Annotated in this window: 17 protein-coding genes; 6 read left to right on the top strand and 11 right to left on the bottom strand. The window is 70.7% G+C overall.

Annotation, left to right across the window (positions count from 1 at the left end; all coding sequences use genetic code 11):
- Both OP79_RS21160 and OP79_RS21165 read left to right on the top strand, forming a co-directional pair.
- Positions 1 to 885 carry a hypothetical protein gene (locus OP79_RS21160; RefSeq protein ID WP_033321861.1) on the top strand — a complete coding sequence of 295 codons (885 nt, stop codon included), beginning with the start codon at positions 1 to 3 and terminating at the stop codon, positions 883 to 885.
- A gap of 100 nt (positions 886 to 985) precedes the next feature.
- On the top strand, positions 986 to 5,782 hold the full coding sequence (locus OP79_RS21165; RefSeq protein ID WP_033321862.1) for a hypothetical protein: 4,797 nt from the start codon (positions 986 to 988) through the stop codon (positions 5,780 to 5,782).
- A 28-nt stretch (positions 5,783 to 5,810) separates the two neighbouring features.
- On the opposite strand, the gene OP79_RS21170 is transcribed toward OP79_RS21165, so the two are convergent.
- The 10 genes from OP79_RS21170 to OP79_RS21215 form a co-directional block, all read right to left on the bottom strand.
- Positions 5,811 to 7,280 carry an aldehyde dehydrogenase family protein gene (locus OP79_RS21170; RefSeq protein WP_033321863.1) on the bottom strand — a complete coding sequence of 490 codons (1,470 nt, stop codon included), beginning with the start codon at positions 7,278 to 7,280 and terminating at the stop codon, positions 5,811 to 5,813.
- A 202-nt stretch (positions 7,281 to 7,482) separates the two neighbouring features.
- Positions 7,483 to 8,445, bottom strand: a complete 963-nt coding sequence (locus OP79_RS21175) for an ABC transporter substrate-binding protein (protein WP_033321864.1) — start codon at positions 8,443 to 8,445, stop codon at positions 7,483 to 7,485.
- Positions 8,446 to 8,592: 147 nt separating this feature from the next.
- Positions 8,593 to 10,716, bottom strand: a complete 2,124-nt coding sequence (locus OP79_RS21180; RefSeq protein WP_078491915.1) for an ABC transporter permease subunit — start codon at positions 10,714 to 10,716, stop codon at positions 8,593 to 8,595.
- Between the two features lie 73 nt (positions 10,717 to 10,789).
- On the bottom strand, positions 10,790 to 11,878 hold the full coding sequence (locus tag OP79_RS21185) for a quaternary amine ABC transporter ATP-binding protein (protein ID WP_033321865.1): 1,089 nt from the start codon (positions 11,876 to 11,878) through the stop codon (positions 10,790 to 10,792).
- On the bottom strand, positions 11,878 to 13,425 hold the full coding sequence (locus OP79_RS21190) for a GMC family oxidoreductase (protein WP_033321866.1): 1,548 nt from the start codon (positions 13,423 to 13,425) through the stop codon (positions 11,878 to 11,880). Before OP79_RS21190 ends, OP79_RS21185 begins: the two co-directional genes overlap by 1 nt.
- A 137-nt stretch (positions 13,426 to 13,562) precedes the next feature.
- Positions 13,563 to 14,783 (bottom strand): aromatic ring-hydroxylating oxygenase subunit alpha, encoded by a 1,221-nt coding sequence (locus OP79_RS21195; RefSeq protein WP_078491916.1) that lies wholly within the window; start codon positions 14,781 to 14,783, stop codon positions 13,563 to 13,565.
- A gap of 11 nt (positions 14,784 to 14,794) precedes the next feature.
- Positions 14,795 to 15,949, bottom strand: coding sequence for an N-methyl-L-tryptophan oxidase (solA, locus tag OP79_RS21200; RefSeq protein ID WP_033321867.1), 1,155 nt, complete (start codon positions 15,947 to 15,949; stop codon positions 14,795 to 14,797).
- A 45-nt stretch (positions 15,950 to 15,994) separates the two neighbouring features.
- Entirely contained in the window at positions 15,995 to 18,427 is a 2,433-nt protein-coding gene (locus OP79_RS21205) for a GcvT family protein (protein ID WP_033321868.1), read from the bottom strand.
- A complete protein-coding gene (locus tag OP79_RS21210; protein ID WP_033321869.1) occupies positions 18,424 to 19,509 on the bottom strand; it encodes an S-(hydroxymethyl)mycothiol dehydrogenase in 1,086 nt (361 codons plus the stop codon). Before OP79_RS21210 ends, OP79_RS21205 begins: the two co-directional genes overlap by 4 nt.
- A 235-nt stretch (positions 19,510 to 19,744) precedes the next feature.
- Positions 19,745 to 20,488 (bottom strand): IclR family transcriptional regulator, encoded by a 744-nt coding sequence (locus OP79_RS21215; RefSeq protein ID WP_033321895.1) that lies wholly within the window; start codon positions 20,486 to 20,488, stop codon positions 19,745 to 19,747.
- Positions 20,489 to 20,779: 291 nt separating this feature from the next.
- Between OP79_RS21215 and OP79_RS21220 the strand changes: the two genes are divergently transcribed.
- Together OP79_RS21220 and OP79_RS21225 are read left to right on the top strand one after the other, a co-directional pair.
- Positions 20,780 to 21,100, top strand: a complete 321-nt coding sequence (locus tag OP79_RS21220) for a bifunctional 3-phenylpropionate/cinnamic acid dioxygenase ferredoxin subunit (RefSeq protein ID WP_033321870.1) — start codon at positions 20,780 to 20,782, stop codon at positions 21,098 to 21,100.
- On the top strand, positions 21,097 to 22,287 hold the full coding sequence (locus OP79_RS21225; RefSeq protein ID WP_211270837.1) for an NAD(P)/FAD-dependent oxidoreductase: 1,191 nt from the start codon (positions 21,097 to 21,099) through the stop codon (positions 22,285 to 22,287). Before OP79_RS21220 ends, OP79_RS21225 begins: the two co-directional genes overlap by 4 nt.
- Positions 22,288 to 22,315: 28 nt before the next feature.
- On the opposite strand, the gene OP79_RS21230 is transcribed toward OP79_RS21225, so the two are convergent.
- Positions 22,316 to 22,843 carry a hypothetical protein gene (locus OP79_RS21230; protein ID WP_033321871.1) on the bottom strand — a complete coding sequence of 176 codons (528 nt, stop codon included), beginning with the start codon at positions 22,841 to 22,843 and terminating at the stop codon, positions 22,316 to 22,318.
- A gap of 430 nt (positions 22,844 to 23,273) precedes the next feature.
- Between OP79_RS21230 and OP79_RS21235 the strand changes: the two genes are divergently transcribed.
- Both OP79_RS21235 and OP79_RS21240 read left to right on the top strand, forming a co-directional pair.
- Complete coding sequence (locus tag OP79_RS21235) at positions 23,274 to 26,318, top strand: sensor histidine kinase (protein ID WP_033321897.1); 3,045 nt, start codon at positions 23,274 to 23,276, stop codon at positions 26,316 to 26,318.
- Complete coding sequence (locus OP79_RS21240) at positions 26,315 to 26,755, top strand: roadblock/LC7 domain-containing protein (protein ID WP_033321872.1); 441 nt, start codon at positions 26,315 to 26,317, stop codon at positions 26,753 to 26,755. Before OP79_RS21235 ends, OP79_RS21240 begins: the two co-directional genes overlap by 4 nt.
- Positions 26,756 to 26,761: the final 6 nt, after the last annotated feature.

Consider the following 26,761-nt stretch of genomic DNA (forward strand, 5'->3'; position numbering starts at 1 on the left):
GTGACCGAGCACGTCGAGTGGAGTGAACCAGAGGCTGCCGGAGCGCCGGTGAGCAGTGCCGTCACCCCTGCCGACGCCGCCGACGCGGCGCGGCTCGTCGCTTTCGGGCTGCAGCCCAAACTGCAGCCCGCCCGCGACCAGGAGTACGCCGAGCTGCTGCGGCGGTATCGGGAGGACCCGGCGTTCGCCCGGCTCGCCGATGCCGTTGCCACGGGGCTCGGGCTGGTCGTACTGGAGGTGTCGCCGCGCGCGGGGATGGCGGTGACGGCAGCCGAGGACTCGGTGTTCGCCGTGCGCATGGGGGACTACGCGCGGCGGGCGTCCGCGGACGCCGGGGACCGGTTCCTGCACGGGTTGGCGCATCTCGCTGTGGCCGCGATGGCGTTTCCGCGGCCCGAGGACCTCGCCGACGACGGGTACATCGGGCGGGTTTCGGTCAACGGAGTGGACGCGTTCGTACGGCAGGCCTGCCGGCGCCTGGAAGAGCGGGCCGAGGAGCAGGGCGAGATCACCGATCCGGCCACCGACGCGCCCGGTCTCGAGGCGGCCTGGCGGATCTGGGCCAGACGCAGCGCGACCGGGGCGACCAAGGACGCGCGCCGCCTTGCCGGTTCGACCACCGGCATCGTGGGCAAGGCCGTGGCGTTCCTCACCGACTCCGGGTTTCTGCAGCGCACCGGGGACGACGGCGGAGGCACGTACCGCACGACCGCCCGCTACCAGCTCCAGGTGCGCGACATGGCGGGCAGCGCCGCCATGGCCGAGCTGCTCGAGCTGGGCATCGTGCCGGTCACCGACGGCACCGCGACCCTGCTGCCCGCCGAGGACACCGACGACCTGGAGCTGGCGGCCGACGCCGGGCTGCCGTTCCACTCCAGACCATGACGCCGCCTCCCGACCTCGACGTCCCCTGGCCTCGACCACCTCCGACTCCGACCGAGCCCAACTCCCTTCCGAATATGTCCGATTACGAGAGTCCGCCGCCATGTACGAGCTGTCCCGGATCCGCCTCTACTCCATCGGGCCGGCCGGTGCGCGCTACGCCGACACCGTGCTGGACCTGCGGGGTGTCGGCGAGCCCGTGCCCGACCCCGCGCCCACCCAGGCGGAGTTCTTCGAGGAGGAGCCGGCCGGGCCGCCGCGCCGTCCCGCGCCCGCGGGCGTGCTCTTCCTGGAGAACGGCGGCGGCAAGTCCGTACTGCTCAAGCTGATCTTCTCGGTGATGCTGCCGGGGCACCGGAACACGCTGGGCGGGGCCAGTTCGGGTGTGCTGCGGAAGTTCCTGCTCGCCGACGACTGCGGGCATGTCGCGCTGGAGTGGCAGCACACGCTGACCGGTGAGTGCGTCGTGGTCGGCAAGGTGAGCGAGTGGCGCGGGCGCCAGGTCTCCAACGATCCGCGGAAGTTCGCGGAGGCGTGGTACTCGTTCCGGCCCGGGCCCGGGCTGAGCCTGGACAATCTGCCGGTCGCCGAGGCCACGGCCGTACGGCCACACGTCGAGGGCGTGTCCGGGGCGCAGGGGCGACGCCGCACGATGAAGGGCTTCCGGGACGCGATCACGGAGGCGGGAAAGGCGTACCCGCACCTGGAGGTGCACTGGGAGGAGATCCACGACCGCTGGAACGAACACCTCGGGGATCTCGGTCTGGATCCCGAACTCTTCCGCTACCAGCGGGAGATGAACTCCGACGAGGGCGAGGCGGCCGGCCTCTTCGCGGTCAAGAAGGACTCCGACTTCACCGACCTGCTGCTGCGCGCGGTCACCGACACCCGGGACACCGACGGGCTCGCGGACCTGGTCGGCGGATTCGGCAACAAGCTGGGGCGGCGGGCCGAGCTGATCGCCGAGCGGGAGTTCACGGCGGGGTCCGTGGATCTGCTCGGGCGGATCGTGGAGGCGGCAGAGACACGTTCGCGTGCGCGGGACATCCACACGGCCGCCGAGCGGCGTACGCGCACGCTGGCCCGGCGGCTGACCGCGCGCGCCGTGCGGGAGCGGGTCCGGTCCGCCGATCTCGCCCAGCGGGTCACCGCCGCCGCGCACACGGTCACCGAGGCCGAGGGCGCCCGCTCCAGGAGCGCGCTGATCGCGGCGGAACTCGCCTATCGGCACGCCTCGTTGGCGCTCGCCGGCGCCGAGAAGGCCGCGGCGGCGCAGAAGCGCGAGCTCGCCGACGCGCGCACGTTGCACTCCGCCTGGCAGGCCGCCGAGGCGGTGCTGCGCCACCGGGCCGCCGCGGACCGCTCCGCGCGTGTGGCCGTCGCGATCCGCGAGGCCGAGCGGGATGCCGCGCCCGCGCTCGCCGCGCGCGCCAAGGCCGCCGTCGACCTCGTCCGCGCGCTGCACTCCGCGGCCGAAGGGGCCGAGACGGTCGCCAACGAGGAGGAGGAGCGCTCCGCCGCACTCCAGGAGACCGGCGAGGCCGCCCACCGCGACTCGACGGCCGCCGCCACCGAGGCGCAGCGCGCCCGCAGCGAGGTCGGTCACCTGAGGCAGCGGCTCGGCGAGGTCGAGCAGGAGACCGCCGAGGCGGTACGCGCCGGCTGGCTCGACGACACCGCCCCCGACGCCGACCCCGCGCGCGCGGCCCTTGCGGCCAGCGACGCCGAAAAGTCCGCCGTCGCCGCCTGGGACACCGCACGCGAGGCGTCCCGCCGCGCCTCGGAACACGCCCGCGAGGCCGCCGCCACCGAGTCCCGCGCCGAACTCACGGCGGCCCGCGCGTCGGACGCCGCGACGGCCGCCGAGCGCGCCTACGACGCGGAGCGGACCACCGCCGAAGCCCTGGCGGGCGAGGAGCGGCTGGCGGAACTGCTGAGCCTGCCGAACGCCCCCGGCGGGCGACGTGGCGGGGTGCCGTCACCCCGAGCGGGGGCGGATGGCTCCGGTGGGACCGCGGGTGGTGTACGCGGTGACATGACGGGCGTTCCTGGCGAGGGCCAGGGTGTGACCGCTGTCCAACCGATGCCTGAAGGCCCCCTCACCGCTGAGGAGTTGGACCGTTACGCCGACGAGTTGCGGGAGTTGCTCGACGACGGCGTCGCCTCCGCCGAACGGCAGCTCTTCGAGTTGCGGACAGTGGCGGCCGACGACGCGCGGATTCTTGGCGCCCTCGGTGACGGCGGGCTGCTGCCACCGGGGCCGGACGTCATGGCCGCTGTGGAGTACCTGGGCGAGCACGGCATCCCCGCGCTCCCCGGCTGGCGCTATCTTGCGCAGGCCGTCGACCCCGTCGACCACGCGCGCGTACTGACCGCCCGGCCCGAGCTGGTGGACGGCGTCATCATCACGGATCCGGAAACCCACGCGCGCGCCCGCGAAGCCCTCGCCGATGCCGCGCTGCTGCCCCGGTCCGCCGTGGCCGTCGGTACGGCCGCCGCGCTGCTCGCCCCGACGCCGGCCCACGACGCGGGCGACGGCGGCCGCAGCGACGTATTCCTCGTACCGCCGAACCCGGCCATGCACGACGAGCACGCCGCCGACGAGGAGCGGCAGGCGCTGCGCACGCGCGCGACCGAACGGGACGAGGAGATCCGGGAGTTGGCGGCCCGACTGGCCAAGGACCGTGAGCTGGCGGCGCGCCTCGCCTCCTGGCGTACCGGGTGTCCGGCGGGACGGCTCGCCGAACTCGCCGCGGCGGCCCGCGATGCGCGCGCGTTCGCCGAGGAGGCCGAGGCCGGACTCGCCGAGGCGCGTACCGTGCGGGCCGAGGCCGACGAGGCCGCGTCCGACGCGGCCCGGGTACGGGACGAACGCCAGGACGCCGCGCAGCGGGCCCGACGGGCCGCCGACGCGCTCGCCGGACTCGCCTTCCGGCTGCGCGAGCGGGCCGGCTGGCAGGCCAGACTGCGCGAACTCGCCGACGAGGCAGCCGAATCGGAGGCCCGCGCCCAGTCCTGCCTGGAGCGCGCCCGCGCCGCCGACGAGGACCGGCGCGCCGCCCAGCGCGCCGCCGACGACGCCCGCCGCACGGCCCGCACCCTGCGCGCCGAGCGCGCGGAGATCGCGGGCGTCCCCGACGACGTACCGGACGATGGAGCGGCGGAGGGCGAGGGCGCTCCCAAGGCAGGCACAACAGGAGACACAACAGGAGAAAAACCGGGCGGCAAGGCCTCCGGCCACGCCCAGCCCAAGCCTTCTCTCCCCGCCCTTCGCGAGGCCTACCGCGCCGCGTCACAGCTCTACGAGAAGGTCGGGGTCGGTGCCGATCTGCGGGCCGAGCAGGCACGGGCCGAGAGCGATGAGAGCGCCGCGCTCGCCGAGCTGGACCGGCTCAGCAACAAGGTGCGTACGCGCGCGGCGCAGCTTCTTCAGTCCCCGGACGGTTCCGACGGGCCGTCCCGGCAGGCCGCCGCCGCCCGGGCCGAGGAGCTCGTCCAGCTGCTGGAGACCCGTATGTCGACCGCGAGCGAGCAGCTCGGCCGGCTGCGCGGCGAGGCCGAGCGGCACGCCCCCGAGGACGGCGAGGCCCACACCGAGCTGCCCGAGGAGCTTCTCCCGCGCGACGCCGAGCACGCGCAGAGCCTGCTGCGTACCGCCACGGCCGAACTCGCCTCCCGTACCGAGGCGTTGAGCCAGGCACGTGAGGCTCACGCCGAACTGCTCGACGCCCACCGAGCCGCCGAGGACGCGGCCGGCGGCTTCGACGAGACGGCCGCCCTCCTGCGGGACCTCCTGCGCGAGCACGCCACGGAGGAGGAGCAGGAGGAGCCCGAGCCGTACCCCGGCACCCTCGAGGAGGCCCGGCAGTCCGCCGCAGAGACCCGCCGCTCCCTGCGGGGCTGCGCCGCCGACCTCTCCGCCGCCGAGGCAGCCGTACGGGAGGCGAGCGACATCCTCGTACGGCATGCCAACTCGACGCGCTACGAACAGGTTCGCACCCCCGCCCGGCAGCAGATCCGCGAGCTGCCAGCCTCCGCGCTGCCCGAGCACGCCCAGAAGTGGGCGGACGCCTTCGCACCCCGACTCCGGGTCCTCACCGACGAGTTGGCACAGCTGGAGCGCAACCGGGACTCGATCGTCGACCGGCTGCGAGGACTCGTGGAGTCGGCGCTGGCGACCTTGAGGTCCGCCCAGCGGCTGTCCCGTCTCCCCGAAGGGCTCGGCGAGTGGTCCGGGCAGGAGTTCCTGCGCATCCGCTTCGAGGAACCCGACCAGGCCACGCTCACCGAACGGCTCGGCGAGGTCATCGACGAGGCGACCCGCGCGGCCGTCAAGAAGAACTCCGACCTGCGCCGCGACGGCATGACGCTGCTCCTGCGCGGTGTCGGCGCGGCACTCCAGCCGAAGGGCGTCGCTGTCGAGATCCTCAAGCCGGACGCCGTACTGCGCGCCGAGCGCGTCCCCGTCGGACAGATGGGCGACGTGTTCTCCGGCGGTCAGCTGCTCACCGCGGCCATCGCCCTGTACTGCACGATGGCCGCACTCCGCTCGAACGACCGGGGCCGCGACAAACAACGGCACGCGGGCACGCTGTTCCTCGACAACCCCATCGGGCGGGCCAACGCGACGTATCTGCTGGAACTGCAGAGGGCGGTCTCGGACGCGCTGGGCGTCCAACTCCTTTACACCACCGGCCTGTTCGACACGACGGCGCTGGCGGAGTTCCCGCTGGTGATCCGGCTGCGGAATGACGCAGACCTCCGGGCGGGCCTGAAGTACATCAGCGTGGAGGAACACCTCCGGCCGGGGCTGCCGCAGCAGACCCCGGCCGGGGAGGGCGAATCGGTACACAGCGAGATCACGGCGACCCGCATGTTCAAGCGCCCGGCCGTGACCTGAGCGCCTGGCCACGGCTGACCTCAGGGCGTCAGGAGAACCAGCCCTGAGGCGCCGGGCTGGTGTTGCGCCAGATGTGCTTGGGCTCCTGGTACTCCGCCAGACCCGTCGGACCGAGTTCGCGGCCGAAGCCGGACTGCTTGAAGCCGCCCCACTCCGCCTGCGGAACGTACGGGTGGTAGTCATTGATCCAGACCGTGCCGATGCGCAGCCGGGACACCACGCGCTGCGCGCGCTCCTGGTCGGAGGTCCAGACGGCGCCGGCGAGGCCGTAGATCGTGTCGTTCGCGAGGCGGACCGCGTCGTCCTCGTCGGTGAACCGCTCCACGGTGAGGACCGGGCCGAAGGACTCCTCCCGGACCACGGACATGCCGGCGCCGCACTCGTCGAGCACGGTGGGGAGGTAGAAGTAGCCGTCCGCCAGAGCCGGGTCGCCGCTGGGGCGGGCGCCGCCGCAGCGCAGCACCGCTCCCTCCGTGAGCCCCGCCGCGACATACGCCTCGACCTTGGCGAGATGTTGCGCGGAGATCAGCGGGCCGGTCTGCGCCTGCTCGTCGAACGGACCGCCCAGCCGGATCAGTTGGGCCCGGCGCACCACCTCGTCGACGAACCGGTCGTGCAGCGAGTCCTCGACCAGCAGCCGGGCGCCCGCCGAGCAGACCTGCCCGGAGTGCAGGAACACGGCAGTGAGCGCCATGTCGACGGCGGTCTCGAAGTCGGCATCGGCGAAGACGATGTTGGGGTTCTTGCCGCCGAGTTCGAGGGCGACCTTCTTGACGGTGCCCGCGGCCGTGGCCATCAGACGGCGACCGGTCTGCAGACCGCCGGTGAAGGAGACCATGTCGACGTCGGGGTGGTCGGCCAGCGGGGCGCCCGCCTCAGGGCCCGAGCCCAGGATCAGGTTGGCGACTCCCGCCGGGAGCCCGGCCTCCGCGAGCAGCCGCATCAGATGGATCGCCGAGTGCGGGGTGAGCTCGCTGGGCTTGAGGACGAAGGTGTTTCCGGCGGCCAGGGCCGGGGCGACCTTCCAGGCCGTCTGGAGAAGGGGGTAGTTCCAAGGGGTGATCAGCGCGCAGACGCCGACCGGTTCGTACACCACCCGGCTCTCGGCATCCGGGTTGCCGGTGTCGACGACGCGGTCGCCGACCTGCGCCGCGAGATGGCCGAAGTAGCGGAAGCAGTTGGCGATGTCGTCCATGTCGTACTCGCTCTCGACCAGCCGCTTGCCGGTGTCGAGGGATTCGGCGCGGGCCAGCAGCGCCTTGTCGCGTACGAGGAGATCGGCGACGCGCAGCAGCAGGTCGCCACGCTCGGCGGCCGGGGTGCCCGGCCAGGGCCCCTCGTCGAAGGCGTGCCGGGCGGCGGCGATCGCCAGGGCGGTGTCCTTGCCTCCCGCCTCGTCGACGACCGCGACCGGACTGCCGTCGGCGGGACAGCGGATCTCACGGGTCCCCTCGTCGAGAGCGGCGGTCCAGGCACCGCCGATGAACAGGTCCGGCATGGTCGATTCCTTCGGTTGCTTCCAGGCCCGACGGGACTCGGCGGGGCTGGGCGGGCACGGTCCGCGTGCCCCCGCCGGCCGCCGTGCGGGGCGGGGCGGCGGGGCACGCGATCACAGCCGTCAACTCACGCCGCGGCTCATGACGTCACGCGATGGCCCAGGTCAGCCGGGCGTGTGGTTACGGGAGCCGGGCGGCCTGTGACTACGGCAGCCAGGCCTTGACGACGTCCGGGTTGGCGTCCACCCACTTCTTCGCGGCCGCCTCCGGGGACATCTTCTCCTGGGCGATCATCTTGGCGACCTCGTTCTGCTGCTCCGCGGTCCACTTGAAGTTCTTGAGGAACGTGGCCGCCTTCCCGCCGTCCTTGGCGAAGTCGGCGTTGAGGAACTTCTGCAGCGGGGTGTTGGGGTAGGCGCAGGCCACCTTCTTCGGGTCGGCGTCGCAGCCCTCCTTGTACTCCGGCAGCTTCACCTCGACCATCTCCACCTCGGCGTTGAGCCACTGCGGGGTCCACCAGTAGGTGAGGAAGGGCTTCTTGGCCTTGGCGTTCTGCTGGATCTGGGTGATCTGGGCGGCTTCGGAGCCCGCGTAGACCGTCTTGAGGTTCAGATTCAGGTTCTTGATGATGGCGTCGTCGAAGGTGACGTAGTCCGGGGAGCCTTCGAGCAGCTGGCCCTTGCCGCCGCTCTCCGAGGTCTTGAGCTCGTCGACGTACTTGCTGAGGTTCTTGTAGTCGGTGACGTCGGGGTTCGCGTCGGCCCAGTACTTGGGGACGAACCAGCCGATGTGGCCGGTGACCCCGAGATCGCCCGCCGCCACGACGGACTTCTTGTCCGTGACGTACTGCTTCTCCTGCTCGGGGTGGCCCCAGTCCTCCATGATGGCGTCGATCGTGCCCTTGCTGAGCGCGTCCCAGGCGATGACCTCGCCCATCTGCTTGGTGTTGACCTTGTAGTCGAGCTCGGTCTCCAGCACGTACTGGGCGACTGCCGTGTTGGCCTCCGCGCCCACCCAGGAGGGCTTGGTGAGGGTGATCGTGTCGGTGCTGCCCGCGGAGGCGGACTTGCCGGTGTCGGCAGCGCCGCAGCCGGCGACGGCGGTCAGGCCGAGGCCGGCGGCGACGGCGAGGGCGGAACGGAATATGCGGCGTTGTCTGGTCTGCACGATGAGTTCTTCCTTAGCTTGCTCAAGAGCCTGCTCAAGCCCGGTTGCGGTTGCCCCCGCGCGGGCCTGCTTGCCTGTGCGTGGTCAGTGGTGAACTTGCGTGTTCTGCAGTGGAGTCGACCGGCTCGGGCGACCGTGACTGGCGTGCTAGCCGTCCTTCCTCCGCGCCGGTGCGGGCTGGGTCACCCGGTCCAGTACCAGACCGAGACAGACGATCGCCGCGCCCGCCACCAGGCCGACGCCGAGGTCGCCGCGGGACAGGCCGTACACGACGTCGTAGCCGAGGGCCCCGCCGCCGACCAGGCCGCCGACGATGACGACGGCCAGCACCAGCACCACACCCTGGTTGACGGCCAGCAGCAGCGCCGGCCTGGCCAACGGCAGCTGGACCTGGCGCAGTTGCTGCATACCGGTGGCCCCCAGCGAACGGGCGGCCTCCAGAGCGGCCGGGTCGGTCTGCTTCAGACCCTGGGTGGTGATGCGGACCACGGCGGGCAGGGCGTACGCGACGGCCGCGGTGATCGCGGCGGCGCGCCCCACTCCGAACAGCGCGACGACCGGGATGAGGTACACGAACTGCGGCAGGGTCTGCAGGACGTCCAGCACCGGCCGCAGCATGCGCTCCACCCAGGAGACACGGGCGGCGAGGATGCCGATGAGGACGCCCAGCACCAGGGTGAGCGCCACGGCGCCCAGGACCTGCGACAGCGTGTCCAGAGTCTTCGACCAGACACCGAGGACACCGGTGGCCGCCAGCGCCGCTGCCGCGCCGAGCGCGGTGCGCCAGGTGCCGGCCAGCAGCGCCAGGCCCGCGACCAGCAGGAGCAGCGACCACCACGGGGCGCCCTGGAGGACGTCACGGAGCGGGTTGAGCACCCAGGAAGTGAAGTTGGACGCCCAGACCTCGGTGCCGCCGAGGACGGGGACACCGGCGTGGACGTGGTCGACCATCCAGTCCTGGAAGTCGTTGACGGGGCCCGAGATGTCGAACGTCCATCCATCGGGCCATGCCGCCGCACCGGCGAGCTTGCCCGCCACGAGGGCCGCCACGATGCCGAGGACGGTGGCCACGGTGCTCACGGTCACCGTGATCCAGCGGATCCGACCGGCGTACAGCAGCCGGGAGCGAAGGCGCAGCGGACGAGGGCCGAAGTACACCGGCACGCGCACCGCACGGGGCCCGTCGGCGGCAGGCGGCGCGCCGAGCAGCTCACCCGCGGCCTCGGTCGTGCGGTCCAGCCATACGGCGATCAGCACGATCGGGATGCCCGCGGCGAGCGCCGCTCCGACGTCGACGGTGGACAGCGCGGAGTACACCTCGTCGCCGAGACCGCCGGCCCCGATCACCGAGGCGATGACCACCATGGACAGGGCCATCATGATCGTCTGGTTGAGGCCGAGCAGCAGTTCCTTGCGGGCCAGCGGCAGCCTGGCCGTGCGCAGCCGCTGCCAGCCGCTCGCACCCAGCGAGGCCGAGGCCTCGAGCACGGCCGGGTCGGCGCCCCGCAGACCCAGTGCGGTGAGCCGCGTCATGGGGGGCGCCGCGTAGATCACGGTGGCGAGCAGGGCGGCGGGCGAGCCGGTACCGAAGATCAGTACGAAGGGCAGGAGGTACGCGAAGGCCGGGAGCACCTGCATGGTGTCCAGGACAGGGCGCAGGGCCCGGTCGACCCGGTCGGAGAGGCCGGCCGCCAGGCCGAGCAGGAAGCCGACCAGTGCGGAGACGGCGACCGCGACGATCATGAGGGCCAGCGTGAGCATCGCCGGTTCCCACATGCCGAGCAGGCCGCAGCCGGCGAAGGCGCCGAGCGCGATCGCGGCGACCTTGAGCCCGGCCCGGCCCGCTCCGCCGGCCCGCCAGGCGAGCAGTACACCGGCGGCGGTGACACCCGTCCAGCCCAGGAAGTCCAGCAGTTGGTAGACGCCGTCCACAGCGTCCACCGAGGTGTTGCTGATGTGCAGCAGGAAGTAGAGGAAGACCGGGCTGGTGTCGCGGTTGTCGACGATCCACTTGCTGAAGTCGTCGAGCGGTCCCGAGATGTCCACACCCAGTGCGCCGGGCCAGCTGTCACTGCCCCACAGCACGGCGGCGACGGGCACCAGCACCATCGCGAGGGCGGCGAGGCCGGTCAGCCGGCGGCTCGCGGGACGCATGACGGACAGCCTGGCCCGCAGCCTGGCCAGAGCGCCGGCGGTTTCGGGGCCGCCCGGCGGGGAGCCGACCTTCTCCGGGTTCGGGCTGTCCGGCTTGGTGGGGATCGTGGTACTCATCGGCCGCTCACCGCCGCGTTCCGGCGATCTCTGCCGGAGTGGGCGCCGCGATCCGTCGTACCGGTATGCGCGCTCATGCGGCCGCACCCGCCTTCGGTGAGGCGGTGTCGAGGCCCGCCACGACGGCGAGCAGGGCTTCGTGGTCGACGATGCCGAGCAGCTTGCCGTCGTCCATGACCCGCGCCGGCGAGCCGTCGCGGGCAACGGCCTCGATGGCGGTGGCGACCGTGGACAGCGGGGTGACCTCGGGGCCGACGCCCGCCTCGCCGTCCCGCGCCGGGCGCATGGCGGTGCGGGCCGTGATGACCTGCTCACGGGGTACGTCGCGAACGAAGTCCCGTACGTAGTCGTCGGCCGGGGCGGCGACGATCTCCTCCGGGGAGCCGCACTGCACGATCGCCCCGTCGCGCATGAGCGCGATCCGGTCGCCGAGCCTGAGCGCCTCGTTCAGGTCGTGCGTGATGAAGATCATCGTGCGGCCCTCTTCGCGGTGCAGGCGTATGACCTCCTCCTGCATGTCGCGGCGGATCAGCGGGTCCAGGGCGCTGAACGGCTCGTCGAACAGCAGGACTTCAGGGTCGACGGCGAGCGCCCGGGCCAGTCCGACACGCTGCTGCTGGCCGCCGGACAGCTGGGTGGGACGGCGGTGCTCCATGCCTTCGAGGCCGACCTTGGCGATCACCTTCATGGCCTGAGCGCGGCGTTCGAGCCGGTCCACACCCTGGATCTCGAGTCCGTAGGCGACGTTGTCGAGCACCGAGCGGTGCGGCAACAGCCCGAAGTGCTGGAAGACCATGGCCGCCCGGTGCCTGCGCAGCTCACGCAGACGGGCCTTGTCCATGGCGAGGACGTCCTCACCGTCGATCTCCAGCACGCCGGAGGTGGGTTCGATCAGCCGGGTCAGACAGCGCACGAGGGTGGACTTGCCGGAGCCGGACAGGCCCATGACCACGAACACCTCGCCCTGCCGTACATCGAAACTCACGTCGCGCACGGCGACCGTGCAGCCCGTGCGGCGGCGCAGTTCGTCGGCCGGCAGCTCTGCGAGTTCCCCGTTGGGTATGCGTTCGGCCTTCGGCCCGAAGACCTTCCACAGATTGCGTACGGAGAAAACGGAGGCGGTGTCCTGCACCGTCTCCTCTTTCGTCATGGACGTGGACATCAGGCATCGTCTCCGGGGGAGGTGGTCCGGGTGAGCAGGTCGGCGCATTTCTCGCCGACCATGAAGACCCCGATCATCGGGTTGACGGCAGGGATGGTCGGGAAGACGGAGGCGTCAGCGATGCGCAGACCGCCCAGTCCGCGCACCGTCAGATCGGGACCGACCACGGCGAGCGGGTCGTCGACGGCTCCGATGCGGCAGGTTCCGGCGGGGTGATAGACGGTGTGCGCCACTTTGCGGGCGTACTCGCCGAGTTCCTCGTCACCGGTGAGCTCCGGACCCGGGCACACCTCCCGCTTCAGCCAGGCGGCGAGCGGTTCGGTCCTGGCGATCTCGCGGGCGATGCGGATGCCGTCCACCAGGGTGCGTCCGTCGTAGTCGTCCTCGTCGGTGAAGTACCGGAAGTCGAGGGCGGGTTTGACGGCCGGGTCGGCACTGGTGAGGTAAAGGCGACCGCGGCTCTTCGGCTTGGGGATGTTGGGCGTCATCGACACTCCGTAGCGCGGCTTCTCGTAGCCGAGGCGCTCGGGGTTGTCGGTGAACGGTATTTGGTAGAAGTGGAACATCAGGTCCGGGCCCTTGGCGGCCGGGTCCCGGCGCACGAACAGACCCGCGTCGGAGTCCATCGCGGAGTTGTCGGGTATGGGGCCGTGGGTCTCCCACACGATCACCGACTCCGGATGGTCGAGAAGGTTCTCGCCGACTCCGGGCAGATCGAGGACGACGGGGATGCCGAGTGTCTCCAGGTCCTGCCTGGGCCCGATACCGGAGAGCATCAGCAGCCTCGGGGTGTCCACCGCGCCCGCGCAGACGATGACTTCACGGGCCGCGGTGACGGTCGTCTCCGTACCGTCCTGGGCCCGGACGCGAACACCCGTGGCCCGTCCGCCGGCCGTCTCCAGACGCAGCGCCCAGGTCTCCAGCAGCAGATGGAGGTTGGGGCGGTCCAGGAAGGGGTGCAGATACGCGACCGAGGCGGAGGACCGCTTGTTGTTCTCCGGGTGGTACGCGAGGTCGAAGAAGCCGACTCCTTCATGAAAGGGCTGTTCGTTGAAGCCTTCGACGCGCGGCACGCCCACGGCCTCCTGTGCGGCCTCGACGAAGTCGCGGGCGATCGCGTTACGGTCCTTCTCGTCCACCGGAACGATGTTGTTCAGCAGCCGGTCGTAGTACGGGTCCATGGACACCGCGTCCCAGCCTTCGGCGCCCGCCTCCGCCCATTCGTCCCAGTCGGAGGGCAGCGGCTTGAAGCTGATCAGGGTGTTGTGGGACGAGCAGCCGCCGAGCACCCGGGCACGGCTGTGGCGGATGTGGGAGTTCCCCCGCGGCTGCGGTGTCGTCGGGTAGTCGTAGTCGAGGTCGCTGCCGAGCAGGCCCAGCCAGCGCCGCAGTGTCAGCACCTCCGGCAGGTCCACGTCGGACGGACCGCCCTCGATCACGGCGACGCGGACCGCGGGGTCCTCGGTGAGGCGGGAGGCGATGACAGAACCCGCGGTACCTCCGCCGACGACCACATAGTCGTAGTCGTCTGTCTCCTGCTGGGCCATATTCGGTTCTTGCTCCTTGTCGTGCGTGCCGGGACGTACCCGGCCCGATGACGCCACCGTCTGGTTGCGACACGGGGTGGGTTCGCCTGCCCACGACTGTCGAAGTCATTCACGATCACCGCATGGTGTGATGTGGTTCACAACAACATGGGGGCTTCCGTGTTCTGTACGTGCGCCGCGTTCCCTGAGTTTCCTGTGCTCTCCGGGCCGTCCTCGGGGCTGAGCTTCTGCGTCAGCCAGTGGTGGAACGCGCTGATGTGGTGCTCACTGGGCACCAGCACGCCGCCTGAGCGGTAGGCCCGCGAACTCATGGCAGGCTGAGTACGCTCGCAAGCGTCGAAGTCCTGAACGTTAACACGATGGAACAGTTCGACTGATTTGGACATATCTGCTCCGGAGTCGATGACATCGGGGGCGTACAGCCAGTCGCACTCCACGACCGTGCGGTCCTCCGCCATCGGGAACATCCGGTGCATGATCACGTGATCGGGCACCAGATTGATGAAGACCTGTGGCCGGACGGTGATCGCGTAGTAGCGGCGGTCCTGGTCGTCGGTGATGCCGTCGAGCCGCCCGAAGCCCTCGGTGCCGTCGACCGTGAAGCCCTCGACCCCCTCACCGAACTCGGCCCCGTGGCCGACGAAGTACTGGGCGGCGTAGCCGTCGGCGAACTCGGGGAGCACGTCGGTGAGTTCGGGATGGATCGTCGCGCAGTGGTAGCACTCCATGAAGTTCTCGACGATCAGCTTCCAGTTGGCCTTCACGTCGTAGGTGATGCGCTTGCCCAGCGCCAGGCCTTCGGTGCGGTAGCGCTCGATGGACGCGACGTCGCCGAGGCGCTCGATCGTGGCCCCAATGACCGTTTCCTCGAAGGAGGGCGGCTCGTCCGCCAGGCAGACCCAGGCGTAGCCGAGCCACTCCCTCAGGGCCACCTTGACCAGGCCGTACGTCGTGCGGTCGACGTCGGGCATCCGCGTCAGGTTGGGCGCGGCGACGAGCTTGCCGTCAAGGTCGTAGGTCCAGGCGTGATACGGGCACTGGAGGTTGCGCCGCACCTCGCCGGATTCCTCGGTGCACAGCCGGGCACCCCTGTGCCGGCAGATGTTGAGAAAGGCGCGCAGTTCCCCGGTGCGGGAGCGAGTGATGAGGACGCTCTCGCGGCCGATCTGGACGGTGCGGAAGGCTCCGGGCTTCTCCAGGTCCGCGGAGCGGACGGCGCAGAACCACATCGTCTCGAAGACGCGTTCCTGCTCTTGCCGGAAGATCTCCCGGTCGGTGTAGTAGTGGCCCGGCAGGGTGGCCACCAGGCTCGGGGAGAGCTGGGCGGGGGTAGTGGGAGAAATCGGGGTCGTCGTCACGTGCGTACTCCTCAGGCGGGCGCGGCGGCGAGGCGGCGGGGGTCGAACAGGCCGATCGGATGGTGGGTCGTGCCCTTCAGGGCCAGATCGGCGAGGATCTCGCCGACGACCGGCACGAACTTGAAGCCGTGCCCGGAGAACCCGCAAGCCACGGTCACGGACTCCGGATGCGCCGGGTGGCGCGCGATGACGAAGTGTTCGTCAGGGGTGTTGGAGTACATGCAGGTGGCGGCCTTGAGGAAGGTACCGGGCAGTTCGGGTATGCAGCGGGACATGTGGTCCGCCATTGCCTTTGTCTCGTGCTCGTGCACGGTCCGCTCGATGGTCTCCGGGGTGCACTCGACGCCCTTGCGGAAGAAGGCGACCTTGGCGCCCAGCTCCGGGCCGTCGATGGCCGGGAAGCCATAGACCTGGACCCCGGCCGCGTCCTCCCAGATGTAGATCGGATGCTTCTCGGGCACAAAGGGCTGGACACCCCCGGCCGGCTGGAACCAGTACATGACCTGCCGCTCGATGGTGAACGGCACCCCGACATCGGTGAGCAGCTGCGGCGCCCACGCCCCCGGGCAGATCACCAGCTGGCCCGCGGTGTAGGTGTCGTCGGCCGTATGGACACGCACGCCGTCCTTGTACGGCTCCCAGCGCGTCATCGGCTCCTCGAAGTGCAGCTCGGCGCCCTGCCGGGTGGCGAGCTGGAGATGAGCCGCGACCATGTTCTCGGGGCGGACCAGGCCGGCCTTGGGCTCGTAGAGCGCGATCTCGTCGTCGTCCGGGTTCAGGGTCGGGAAGCGACGGCGGATCTCGGCCGCGTCCAGCATCTCGTGGGGCAGATCCCATTGCGTGGCGGAGCGCAGTGAGCCGGAGACGGTCAGCGAGTCGGGCGGGCCGATCATCACGCCTCCGCAGAGCGTCGCGATGTCCCGGCCGGTGGCCCGCTCCACCTCGTCGTACAGCTCGTAGGCGCGCAGCAGCAGCGGTACGTACGCCGGGTCCTCGAAGTAGGACTGCCGGGTGATCCGCGAACCGCCGTGACTGGAACCGCGGTTGTGGACCGGGCCGAACTTCTCCAGGCCGAGCACACGGGCACCGCGCGCGGACAGATGGTGGGCGGCGGCACTGCCCATTCCGCCGAGACCGATGACGATCACGTCATACGTGGGGGACACCGGGGCCTCCTTGGTCTTGTGGCCGGTCTTGTCTGTTGATCGTTCTCAGCGGCGGATTCGGTTCATCTTCGGGTCGAAGAGCGGCTCGTCCACGACGGTCGCCGGGACCTTCTCGCCGAAGTACTCGATGTGCACGCTCGCCCCGGTCGGGAGCACGGGCAGCCAGGCGTACGCGACGCACCGGCCCAGCGTGTAGCCGTACGAGGCGCTGGTGACGTAGCCCGCCGGGGAGCCGTCGACGTACACGGGCTCCTTGCCGAGGACTACGGACGCCGGGTCGTCGATCAGGAGCGGGGTGAGCCTGCGCGTGGGTACGCCCAGCGACTCCAGGGCCGCCTTCCCGGTGAAGTCCCCCTTGTCCATACGGACCGCGAAGCCGACGCCGGCCTCGTACGGGGTGTGCTCGTCGGTCATGTCGACGCCCCAGGCGCGGTAACCCTTCTCCAGGCGAAGGGAGTTGAAGGCCGAGCGCCCGGCCGCGATCACGCCGTGCTCCTGGCCCGCCTCCCAGAGGGTGTCCCAGAGCCGGAGCCCCAGGTCGGCGGTGGTGTAGAGCTCCCAGCCCAGTTCGCCGACGTAGCTCAACCGCATGGCGGTGACCGGGACATGGCCGATGTACGTCTCCTTCGCGCGGAAGTAGCCGAAGCCCTCGTGCGAGAAGTCGTCGCGGGTCAGCGGCTGGACGAGGTCGCGGGCGAGCGGACCCCAGACGCCGACGCAGCAGGTGCCGGAGGTGATGTCCCTGATGTGGACGCCGTCAGGTGCGCGCCGCGTCAACCAGTCCAGGTCGGCGGGGGAGTTGGCGCCCACCTGGAATCGGTCGGGGCCCAGACGGGCGACGGTGAGGTCGGAACGTATGCCGCCCGTCTCGTCCAGGAGCAGGGTGTAGGTGACCGCGCCGGGCTTCTTGCGGAGGTTGTTGCTGGTCATGCCGTGCAGGAAGTCGAGGGCTCCGGGGCCGGTGACTTCGAGGCGGCGCAGGGGCGTCATGTCGTACAGGGCGACTTTCTCGCGCGTGGCCTTCGCCTCGGCCGCGGCGATCGGTGACCAGTAGCGGGCCGACCAGGGGTCGCGTTCGGGGAGGTCGACGAGCGTGTCGGCGAGTGGGGCGTTCGCCTCGTACCAGTGCGGGCGTTCCCAGCCGCCGCCCTCCAGGAAGTAGGCGCCGAGGGCCTGTTGGCGGGCGTAGAAGGGGCTGACCCGCAGAGGCCGCGGCTGCTCCATCGGCTGGAGCGGATGCACGACGTCGTACACCTCGACGAACTGCTGCGAGCCACGGCCTTGCACGTACGAGGGTGAGCGCTGGACGTCCTCGAAGCGGGCGAGATCGCATTCGTGCAGGTCCAGGGACGGGCGGCCGTCGACCATCCACTCGGCCACCGCCTTGGCGACGCCGGCGGAGTGCGTCACCCAGACGGCTTCGGCCAGCCAGAAGCCGCGCAGTGCACGCGATTCCCCGAGGACCGGCATGCCGTCCGGTGTGAAGGAGAAGACGCCGTTGAAACCCTCCTCGATCTCGGTCTCGCGCAGCGCCGGGATCAGCCGGCGGCAGTCGTCCCAGCTCGGAGCCCAGTCCTCCTCGGTGAAGGGGTACGAGGACGGCATCTCCATGTCGTTGGCGCGTGCCTCGTCGTAGGGGAGGACCGCGAACGGGTCGACGGGGAGCGGCTTGTGGGCGTAGCTGCCGATGCCCAGGCGGTCGGTGTGCTCGCGGAAGTAGAGGTCGCGGTCCTGGAAGCGGAGGATGGGCTTCGAGGCTTCTTCGGTGGCTTCGCCGAGTTCGGGCAGCGGCCTGGTCTTCGCGTACTGGTGCGCGAGCGGCTGGAGCGGTACGTCGACTCCGGCCATGCGGCCGATGACCGGGCCCCAGAAACCGGCGGCGGAGACCACGTGGTCGGCGGTGAAGGTGCCCTGGTCGGTGACGACCGACGTCACACGGCCGTCTTCCTGCTCGATGCCGGTGACCGTGTGGCGGTCCAGGAAGCGGGCGCCGCGGCTGATGGCCCGCTCCATCTGGGCGCGGGACGCGAGCAGGGCGCGGGCCAGTCCGTCCTCAGGGGTGTGGAAACCGCCGAGGATGATCGATTCATCGATAAGTGGCCAGAGTTCCTTGCAGCGGGCGGCGCTCACGATCTCGCCCCGGATGCCCCATGAGGCGGCGTAACCGGCCCTGCGGTGCAGGTCGGCCAGGCGCTCGGGGGTCGTCGCGAGTTCGAGACCGCCGACCGGGTTGAAGCAGGAAACGCCGTCCACCTCGAGGGAGTTGAACTTCTCGACCGTGTACTGGGCCAGCGCCGTGAGCGTCCTGGACGGGTTCGTCCGGAAGACCAGGCCGGGGGCGTGCGAGGTCGAGCCGCCGGGAGCGGGCAGTGGTCCCTGTTCGAGGACGGTGACGTCGGTCCAGCCGCGGGCGGTGAGCTCGTCGGCGAGGGAGCAGCCGACGATGCCGGCGCCCACGATGACCACGCGGGGGCTCACAGGACCACCACCGAGCGCAGCACCTCGCCGCGATGCATCTTCGCGAACGCCTCCTCGACCTGCTCCAGCGCGATGGTCTCGGAGACGAAGGCGTTCAGGTCCAGCATGCCGTAGAGGTACTGGTCGATGAGGAACGGGAAGTCGCGGCTCGGCAGACAGTCCCCGTACCAGGACGACTTGAGGGCGCCGCCGCGCGAGAACACGTCGATCAGCGGGAGGTCGATCCTCATCTCGGGGTCGGGGACACCGACCTGGACCAGGATGCCCGCGTGATCGCGCATGTAGAAGGCCTGTTTGTACGTCTCCGGGCGGCCGACCGCGTCGATGGCGATGTCGACGCCGAAGCCGTCGGTGAGCGCGCGGACGGCCTCGACGGGGTCCGTGCCGCGGGAGTTGACCGTGTGGGTGGCGCCGAACTTCTCCGCCTGGTCGAGCTTCCTGTCGTCGATGTCGACGGCGATGACCTTCATGGCCCCGTTCAGGCACGCGCCCGCGATCGCCGCGTTGCCGACACCGCCGCAGCCGATGACGGCGACTGTGTCACCGCGGCCGACGTTGCCGGTGTTCACGGCCGCTCCGTAGCCGGCCATCACACCGCAGCCGATCAGGCCCGCGGCCTCGGGGCGGGCCGCCGGGTTGATCTTGATTGCCTGTCCGGCCGCGACCAGGGTCTTCTCCGCGAAGGCGCCGATGCCGAGGGCGTTGCTGAGGGGGGTGCCGTCGATGAGCGTCATCGGCTGAGTGGCGTTGCGCGAGTCGAAGCAGTACCAGGGGCGGCCACGGCGGCAGGAACGGCACGTGCCGCAGGGCGCCCGCCAGGCGAGCACCACATAGTCGCCGGGTGCGAGGTCTGTGACGCCGTCGCCGACGGCTTCGATCGTGCCGGCCGCCTCATGGCCGAGGAGGAAGGGGAAGTCGTCGTTGATCGCGCCCTCCCGGTAGTGCAGATCCGTGTGGCAGACCCCGCAGGCCTGTACGGAGACGAGCACCTCACCCGGGCCGGGATCGGGCACCACGATTGTCTGCACCTCGACGGGTGCGCCCTTTTTCACAGCGACTACGGCACGGACCTCGTGTGGCACGACCAGCTCCTCTGCTGTTGCGCAATGCACGATGGGTTGCGCTATGGGAGACATAGTGAGAACGCCATCGTGGGGCCGTCAAGAGGTGTGGGTTAACCCTTGGCAAAAGGAATCGGCCACCCCGAAACGCGACCGACACACAAGAGCGCGGGGCCGGGTTTCCCCGGCCCCGCGCTGAGCTTGGCGTCCGACTGGTGGACGGCTCTTCCCCGGCTTGTGTCCGGGGCGCGCTCCGTCAGAAGCCGTATCCCATCCGGCGCGACAGATCGGCCGCGGCCTCCTCCGTGCGCTTGGCGAGTTCCGGCAGGCGGTCCGAGTCGAGCCGGTACACCGGCCCCGAGACGCTGAGCGCGCCGATCACCTTGCCGTCGTGTGCGCGCACCGGGGCGGCCGCCGCGGCCAGGCCCCGCTCGAGCTCCTCGACGGCCATCGCGTACCCCTGGTCCACGATGGCCTCCAACTCGGCGCGCAGCGCGGCCGTTCCGATGATGGTGCGCTCCGTGAACCGCGGCAGCGTTCTGGCCAGCAGCCCTTCGCGCAGCGTCGGCGGCAGATGGGCCAGCAGCACCTTGCCGCTGGAGGTGGCGTGCAGCGGCGTACGCCTGCCCAGCCAGTTCTGTGCGGTCACGGATGCGGCGCCGCGGGCCTGCATGATGTTGACGGCCGCGTCATCGTCGTGGACCGCGATATTGACGGTCTCGCCCAGCTCGTCCGCGAGTTCGCGGCAGACGGGCGCGCCCTCCTGGGAGATGTCCAGACGTACTGCCGCCGCCCCCGCCAGGCGGAGTACGCCGGCCCCCAGGTAGTACTTCCCCCGGTCCTTGGCCTGGGCCACAAGACCGCGGTTCTCCAGCACTCCGAGGAGCCGGAAGGCCGTGGACTTGTGCACCTCCAGCTCGTCGGCGATCTCGGTGACGCCCGCCTCGCCGATCCGGGCGAGGATCTCCAGCACGCTCACGGCGCGGTCCACCGACTGCACGGCGCTGCCCGCGCCCTTGGGCTGCTTCTCCGACGTCTCCTCGGTCTGCTCAGCCTGCTTCTGAGTGCGGGTCATGGCTCAACTCTCACCACCTGGCGGCCCTGATTGGACCGCATCTGCGGGAAGCCCTTGACGTGGCGGGCATCCCGCGCGGATTCTGTTGCGCATAGCGATTCCTCGTGCGCTATGTGAAACATCATGTTACCGAAGAGTCCGTGACCGGCGTAGGTCCCGGACCAGACCGGACCTGACAGTCCTGGACTCAGACGTCCTGGACCGAGAGGGGGGCCCGTGATTCCCATCTGCCGCCTTGATGACCTCCCCGAGGGCGAGTCCGTCCGTATCGACACGACACCGCCCATCGCCGTGTTCAACGCCGATGGCGAGCTGTACGCCATCGATGACACCTGCACCCACCAGGACGCCTCCCTCTCCGAGGGCTGGCTGGAGGGCTGTCTGGTCGAATGCCCGCTCCACGCCGCCTCATTCGATCTCCGCACCGGCCAACCCACGTGCCTCCCCGCGCGCCGCGCCGTCCGTACCCACCACGTCACCGTCGACGACGGCGTCGTCTACGTCCACGTGGCGGCCCAGGAGGGCACGGCAGCATGAGGACTGTGACCGTCGTCGGTGCCTCGCTCTCCGGTCTGTACGCGGCCCGCGAGCTGCGTGCTCAGGGGTTCGACGGACGCCTGGTGGTCGTCGGGGACGAACCGCATCGCCCCTACGACCGCCCGCCCCTGTCCAAGGATTTCCTCACCGGCCGGGCCGATGAGGACCAACTCGCCCTCACCGACGCCGAGGAGACCGCCGAACTCGACGCCGACTGGCTTCTCGGCGTACGCGCCCGCGCCCTCGACGCCCGCGGCCGTACCGTCCTCCTGGACGACGGCCGCACCATTTCCACCGACGGCGTGGTCATCGCCACCGGCGCCTCGGCCCGGGGACTGCCCGGTTGTGAACTCACCGGGGTGCACACCCTGCGCACCCTCGACGACGCCCGCGCCCTGCGCGCCGAACTGTCCGCCGACCCCCGGCAGATCGTCGTCATCGGCGGCGGCTTCATCGGCGCCGAGACCGCCTCCTCGTGCGCCGCACTCGGCCACGACGTCACGGTCGTCGAAGCCGCGCCGTTGCCGCTCGTGCCCCAACTCGGCCCGGACATGGCCGCGGTGTGCGCCGCACTGCACCGCCGCGGTGGTGTGGACCTGGTCACCGGCATCGGCGTCGCCGCCCTGCGTGGCACCGTGGCGGTCACCGGCGTGGAACTCGCCGACGGCCGTATGCTGCCTGCCGACATTGTGATCGTCGGCATCGGTGCCACCCCCACCACCGACTGGCTGGCGGGCTCGACACTCGCGCTGCACGACGGCGTGCTGTGCGACGACGGCTGTGCAACGAGGCTGCCGCAGGTGGTCGCCGTCGGAGACGTGGCCCGCGTCGGCGGCACCCGCGCCGAACACTGGACCAGTGCCACCGAGCAGCCCCGCGTCGCCGTACGCAACCTCCTCGCCGGGCACACCACGGAGACCGTGCGTCCTGTGCCCTACTTCTGGTCCGACCAGTACGGTGCGCGGATCCAGTTCGCGGGACGGCGGCTCGCCACCGACACCGTCCGTATCGCGGAGGGCGCGATCACCGACGGCGCGCCGGACGAGGGCGGCTTCCTCGCGCTGTACGAGCGCGATGGCCGTACAACGGCGGTGCTCTCCGTGGACCGCCCGCGCCCCTTCATGCGGGCCAGGCGCGAACTGGCGCGCGGGGCAAGCGCGGTGGAGGCGGCAGCCGCCACCCGGTGAGCTGGTCCTGAGATTCCGGACCAGCTCACTAGGAGTGCGACAACTGGCCCGCGCCGCCCCGACGGCGTATCCGCTCCTTGGCCCGCTCGGACGCCCGCTCCTGGCGCCGTGCCTTGCGCCGCTCACGTCGCAGGGCACGCGCCGTGCTGCTCGGCGTCGACACCACGCCGTTGCGCTGGATCCACACCTGTCGGGTCACCCACACGTCCAGCGCGCCCCATGTGGCGACCACCGTGCTCGCCACGCTGCTCAGGACCATGGGGAACGCGAGCCAGGAACCGGCCAGCGTGCTCAGGAAGGCAACCATCGCCTGGACCAGCGTGACGGCGATGATGATGACGGCCCGCACCGCGGACGTACGCACCGGATCGGGCAGCCGTGGTCCGCGCGCGGGCTCCTCGACCCACAACGGCCGGTAGTACGCCCGCTCTTCCGCCTCTTGCTCCTCCTGCGCCGGAATGTCGCGATCCGGCGCCTCCGCCTGGGTGTCCCGCTCCGCCACCGCCGTTGCCCCGACGCTCAGCTGGGGCGCCTCGCGCCGCTCTGCCGTGCCCATCAACTTGTCACTCCCCACCGCCCAGCAGCCCTTCGCTCGGGTGTCACAAGACGTCAACACCCCACGGCTGCCCGGCTTGCGCCGTTTTATGCCACCTGGGTGCGGCATGCGGCGCCTGAGCCGATTCCGTCCCCAACTCCCATACATACAGACGATCGACGTGCCTTGAAGATTCCCAACGAGTGAAAAATTTCAGCCAACTGGCCAAGTTCCCTGACAGGTTGGCGTCCGGCGTTCTGTGCCGGAATCGGGGAGGCAATCTCCCCCAATGAACGGACAACTACGGATGTCTTGTTCCTGTCGCGTCGGTGAAGCGGACGGAGTCCGTCCGGACGGGCCTTCGAGTTCCCTGTGTGTCGGTAGTAGGCTCACGCCGTTTGTTGACGCACATGTGTACCCCCATCCGGAGGGGGTCGAGCTGGGGGAGGCCATGCGCTTTCGCGGGAAGTCCATCCGCCGGAAGATCGTGGCGCTGCTCATCGTGCCGCTGGTGTCGCTGACCGCGATCTGGGGCTTCGCCACGGTACTCACCGGGCGCGAGGCAGGTGCGCTGTTCGACGCTTCGTCCGTCGTGGAGAAGGTCACCTATCCCACCGAGGACACCGTCCGCGTCCTGCAGCAGGAACGCCGCCAAGCCCTCGTCTATCTCGCCGACCCCCGCGCCTCCGACGGGCTCGCCGCACTCCGTCGCAGCCGGGCGGCCACCGACGACGCCATCGCCGAGATCCGCAGAAACGCCGAGAACTCCGACGTACGCGACGCGGTGGGCGAGGGCACCGGCGGTCGGCTGACGGCCATGCTGGATTCCTTGGACGGCATCGAGCCACTGCGCCGCAGCGTTGAAGAGGGCACACTCACCCGGGCCACGGCCCTGGAGCAATACAACAACCTTGTCGAGCCTTGCTACGACGTGCTCTCAAACCTTCATGTGGTCGACGACGTGGAGATGGACAAGCAGCACCGGGCCCTCGTCAACATCGCCCTCGCGCGCGAACTGCTCTCCAGAGAAGACGCCCTGCTCGGCTCGGCGCTGGTCGTCGGCAGGCTCTCCTCCGACGAGATCCGCGACATCTCCGACCTCGTGGCCCAGCGCGACCTGATCTACGCCAGCAACCAGCCGCTGCTCCCCTCCGCGGAGCGCGAGCGCTACCAGCGCTTCTGGAAGAACGCCGCCACCGCTCCGCTACGGGTGGCCGAACAGGCAGCCATCTCCTCCGAGTCCGGCAAGCCCCGTGGCGTCACCGCGAAGAGCTGGGACACCGAGGCCGGCAACGTCCTCGACGAGCTGGGCACCCTCAACGACGAGGCGAGCGACCGCTACCAGGACCGCGTCCGCCCGATCGCCGTCGACGTCATCGTCAGGGCGGCCGTCGCCGGCGTCCTCGGCCTGATCGCCCTGCTGGTCTCGCTCTTTCTGTCCGTACGCATCGGCCGCGGCCTCATCCGCGACCTGCGCGGGCTGCGCCTGGAGGCCCACGAGGCGTCCGGGGTACGGCTGCCCAGCGTGATGCGCCGGCTCTCCGCGGGCGAACAGGTCGACGTGGAGACCGAGGTGCCGCGTCTGGAGTACGACAAGAACGAGATCGGCGAGGTCGGCCAGGCCCTCAACACCCTCCAGCGCGCCGCGGTCGAGGCAGCCGTCAAGCAGGCCGAACTGCGCGACGGCGTCTCCGAGGTCTTTGTGAACCTCGCCCGCCGCAGCCAGGTCCTGCTGCACAAGCAGCTCACCCTGCTCGACACCATGGAGCGCAGGACCGAGGACACCGACGAACTCGCCGATCTCTTCCGCCTCGACCATCTGACCACCCGTATGCGCCGCCACGCCGAGGGCCTGGTGATCCTCTCCGGCGCGGCCCCCTCCCGGCAGTGGCGCAAGCCCATCCAGCTGATGGATGTCGTCCGCGCCGCCGTCGCCGAGGTCGAGGACTACGAACGTATCGAGGTACGCCGACTGCCGCGCATGGCCGTAACCGGTCCCGCGGTCGCCGACCTCACCCACCTCGTGGCCGAACTCCTGGAGAACGCCACCGTGTTCTCACCCCCGCACACCGCTGTCCAGGTGCTCGGCGAACGCGTCGCCAACGGCTTCACGCTGGAGATCCACGACCGCGGCCTGGGCATGGCCCCGGAAGCACTCCTCGACGCCAACCTGCGGCTCGCCGAGACCCCCGAGTTCGAGTTGTCGGACACCGACCGGCTCGGCCTGTTCGTGGTCAGTCGTCTCGCCCAGCGGCAGAACGTACGCGTCTCCCTGCAGCCGTCCCCGTACGGCGGGACCACCGCGGTGGTGTTCATCCCCGACGCGTTGCTCACGGACGACGTGCCCGACACCAACGGCGTGGGCTTCCGGCTCGACCGGGCGCTCGCGCCGAAGCAGGGTGACGAGAACCGCAAGGCGGCGCTCTCCCAGGTACCGGTCCAGCTCCCGGGCCTGCCGGCTTCCATCCTGGACGGGCCGGTCGAACTGGAGGCTCCCGTGGACCTGGGTGCCCTGAACGACTTCCCGGGTGCCCTCGATGACGAGGACAGCGAGCGCGGCGGCATCTTCCGCCACCGCCGCTCCATCGCGGGGGGCCCGGTGGAGCAGCACCAGCAGGCACGTGAGGCCCCGGGCGAGCCGGCTCGCCCGGGCGACGGCGATCACCCCGGCGAACCCGCGCAGCTCCCGCGCCGGAGGGCCCCGAAACTTGTCAGCTCCCATGGCCGCCCCGTCACCCAGACGAAGCCGCGGCGCGTGGAGCCGACGGAACGCGCGAACGCCGAGGAGTCGACGGAAGCAGCGGAATCGGCTGAGGGGGCGGCGGAACGACGGGGTGCCCTGGAGGAACTGCCGAAGCGCACCCGAGCCGCCAAAGCCAAACGGCTGCCGTCGCGTCGGGCACCGGCGGATCCGCTTCCCACCGACCGGGGCGAGCCCGGTGCCGCGCCCGACGAGGGCACCGAGCCGGCGGACGGTAGGGCCGGACTTGGCCGGACACCGGACCGTGGCGCCGAGCCCGGCAAGATCCTGGATCGTGACACCGAGCCCACGGGCAGCACGCGGTCGGCCGACCGCGGCCCTGAACCCGGAGGCCGCAGTCTCGAGCCCGGTGAGGCACCCACCCGCGGACCCGAACGCACCGAAGCCTCGGCCCGAGGCGGTGAGCCCGGCGAGGCCCCGACCCTCCCCAGGCGCGCGTCGGGCAGCAGCCGCACCGGCGCCCCGCCCGCAGGCGGCGGCACCGGCCCGCTGCCCCGACGCGTACGGCAAGCCAATCTGGCCCCGCAGTTGAAGGACGGACCAGACCGGCGCGCCGAGCGCGACACGGGCCGCCCGGGGAAAGGCGCGGAGTCCACCGAGCGCGACGCCGACCAGGTACGCAGCCGTATGGCCTCGCTCCAGCGCGGCTGGCAGCGCGGCCGAGAGGAGAACGCCACGGGCGACGGGGCCCAGGACGGCACAGCACAAGGAACGACTAAGGGGGACGGTCGATGACCGCACCGAAGGACGCCGGCCACATCAGGACCAACAAGGTGTCCGGTGAACTCAACTGGCTCCTCGACGACCTGGTGGACCGCGTCGCCAGTATCCGCAAGGCACTCGTGCTCTCCAGCGACGGTCTGCCCACCGGGGTCTCCGAGGACCTGACCAGGGAGGACAGCGAGCACCTCGCCGCCGTCGCCTCCGGATTCCACAGCCTCGCCAAGGGCGTCGGCCGCCACTTCGAGGCGGGCAGTGTCCGGCAGACGATCGTCGAGCTCGATGACGCGTTCCTGTTCGTCACGGCCGCGGGTGACGGCAGCTGTCTCGCCGTCCTCTCGGACGCCGACTCGGATGTCGGGCAGGTCGCGTACGAGATGACGTTGCTGGTCAAGAGGGTCGGCGCACATCTGGCACAGGCTCCGCGCACCGATCTGCCCGCAGGCGGGTAGTGGGAT

Origin of the sequence: Streptomyces yerevanensis, assembly GCF_000716805.1 — a bacterium.
Lineage (GTDB): Bacteria > Actinomycetota > Actinomycetes > Streptomycetales > Streptomycetaceae > Streptomyces > Streptomyces flaveus.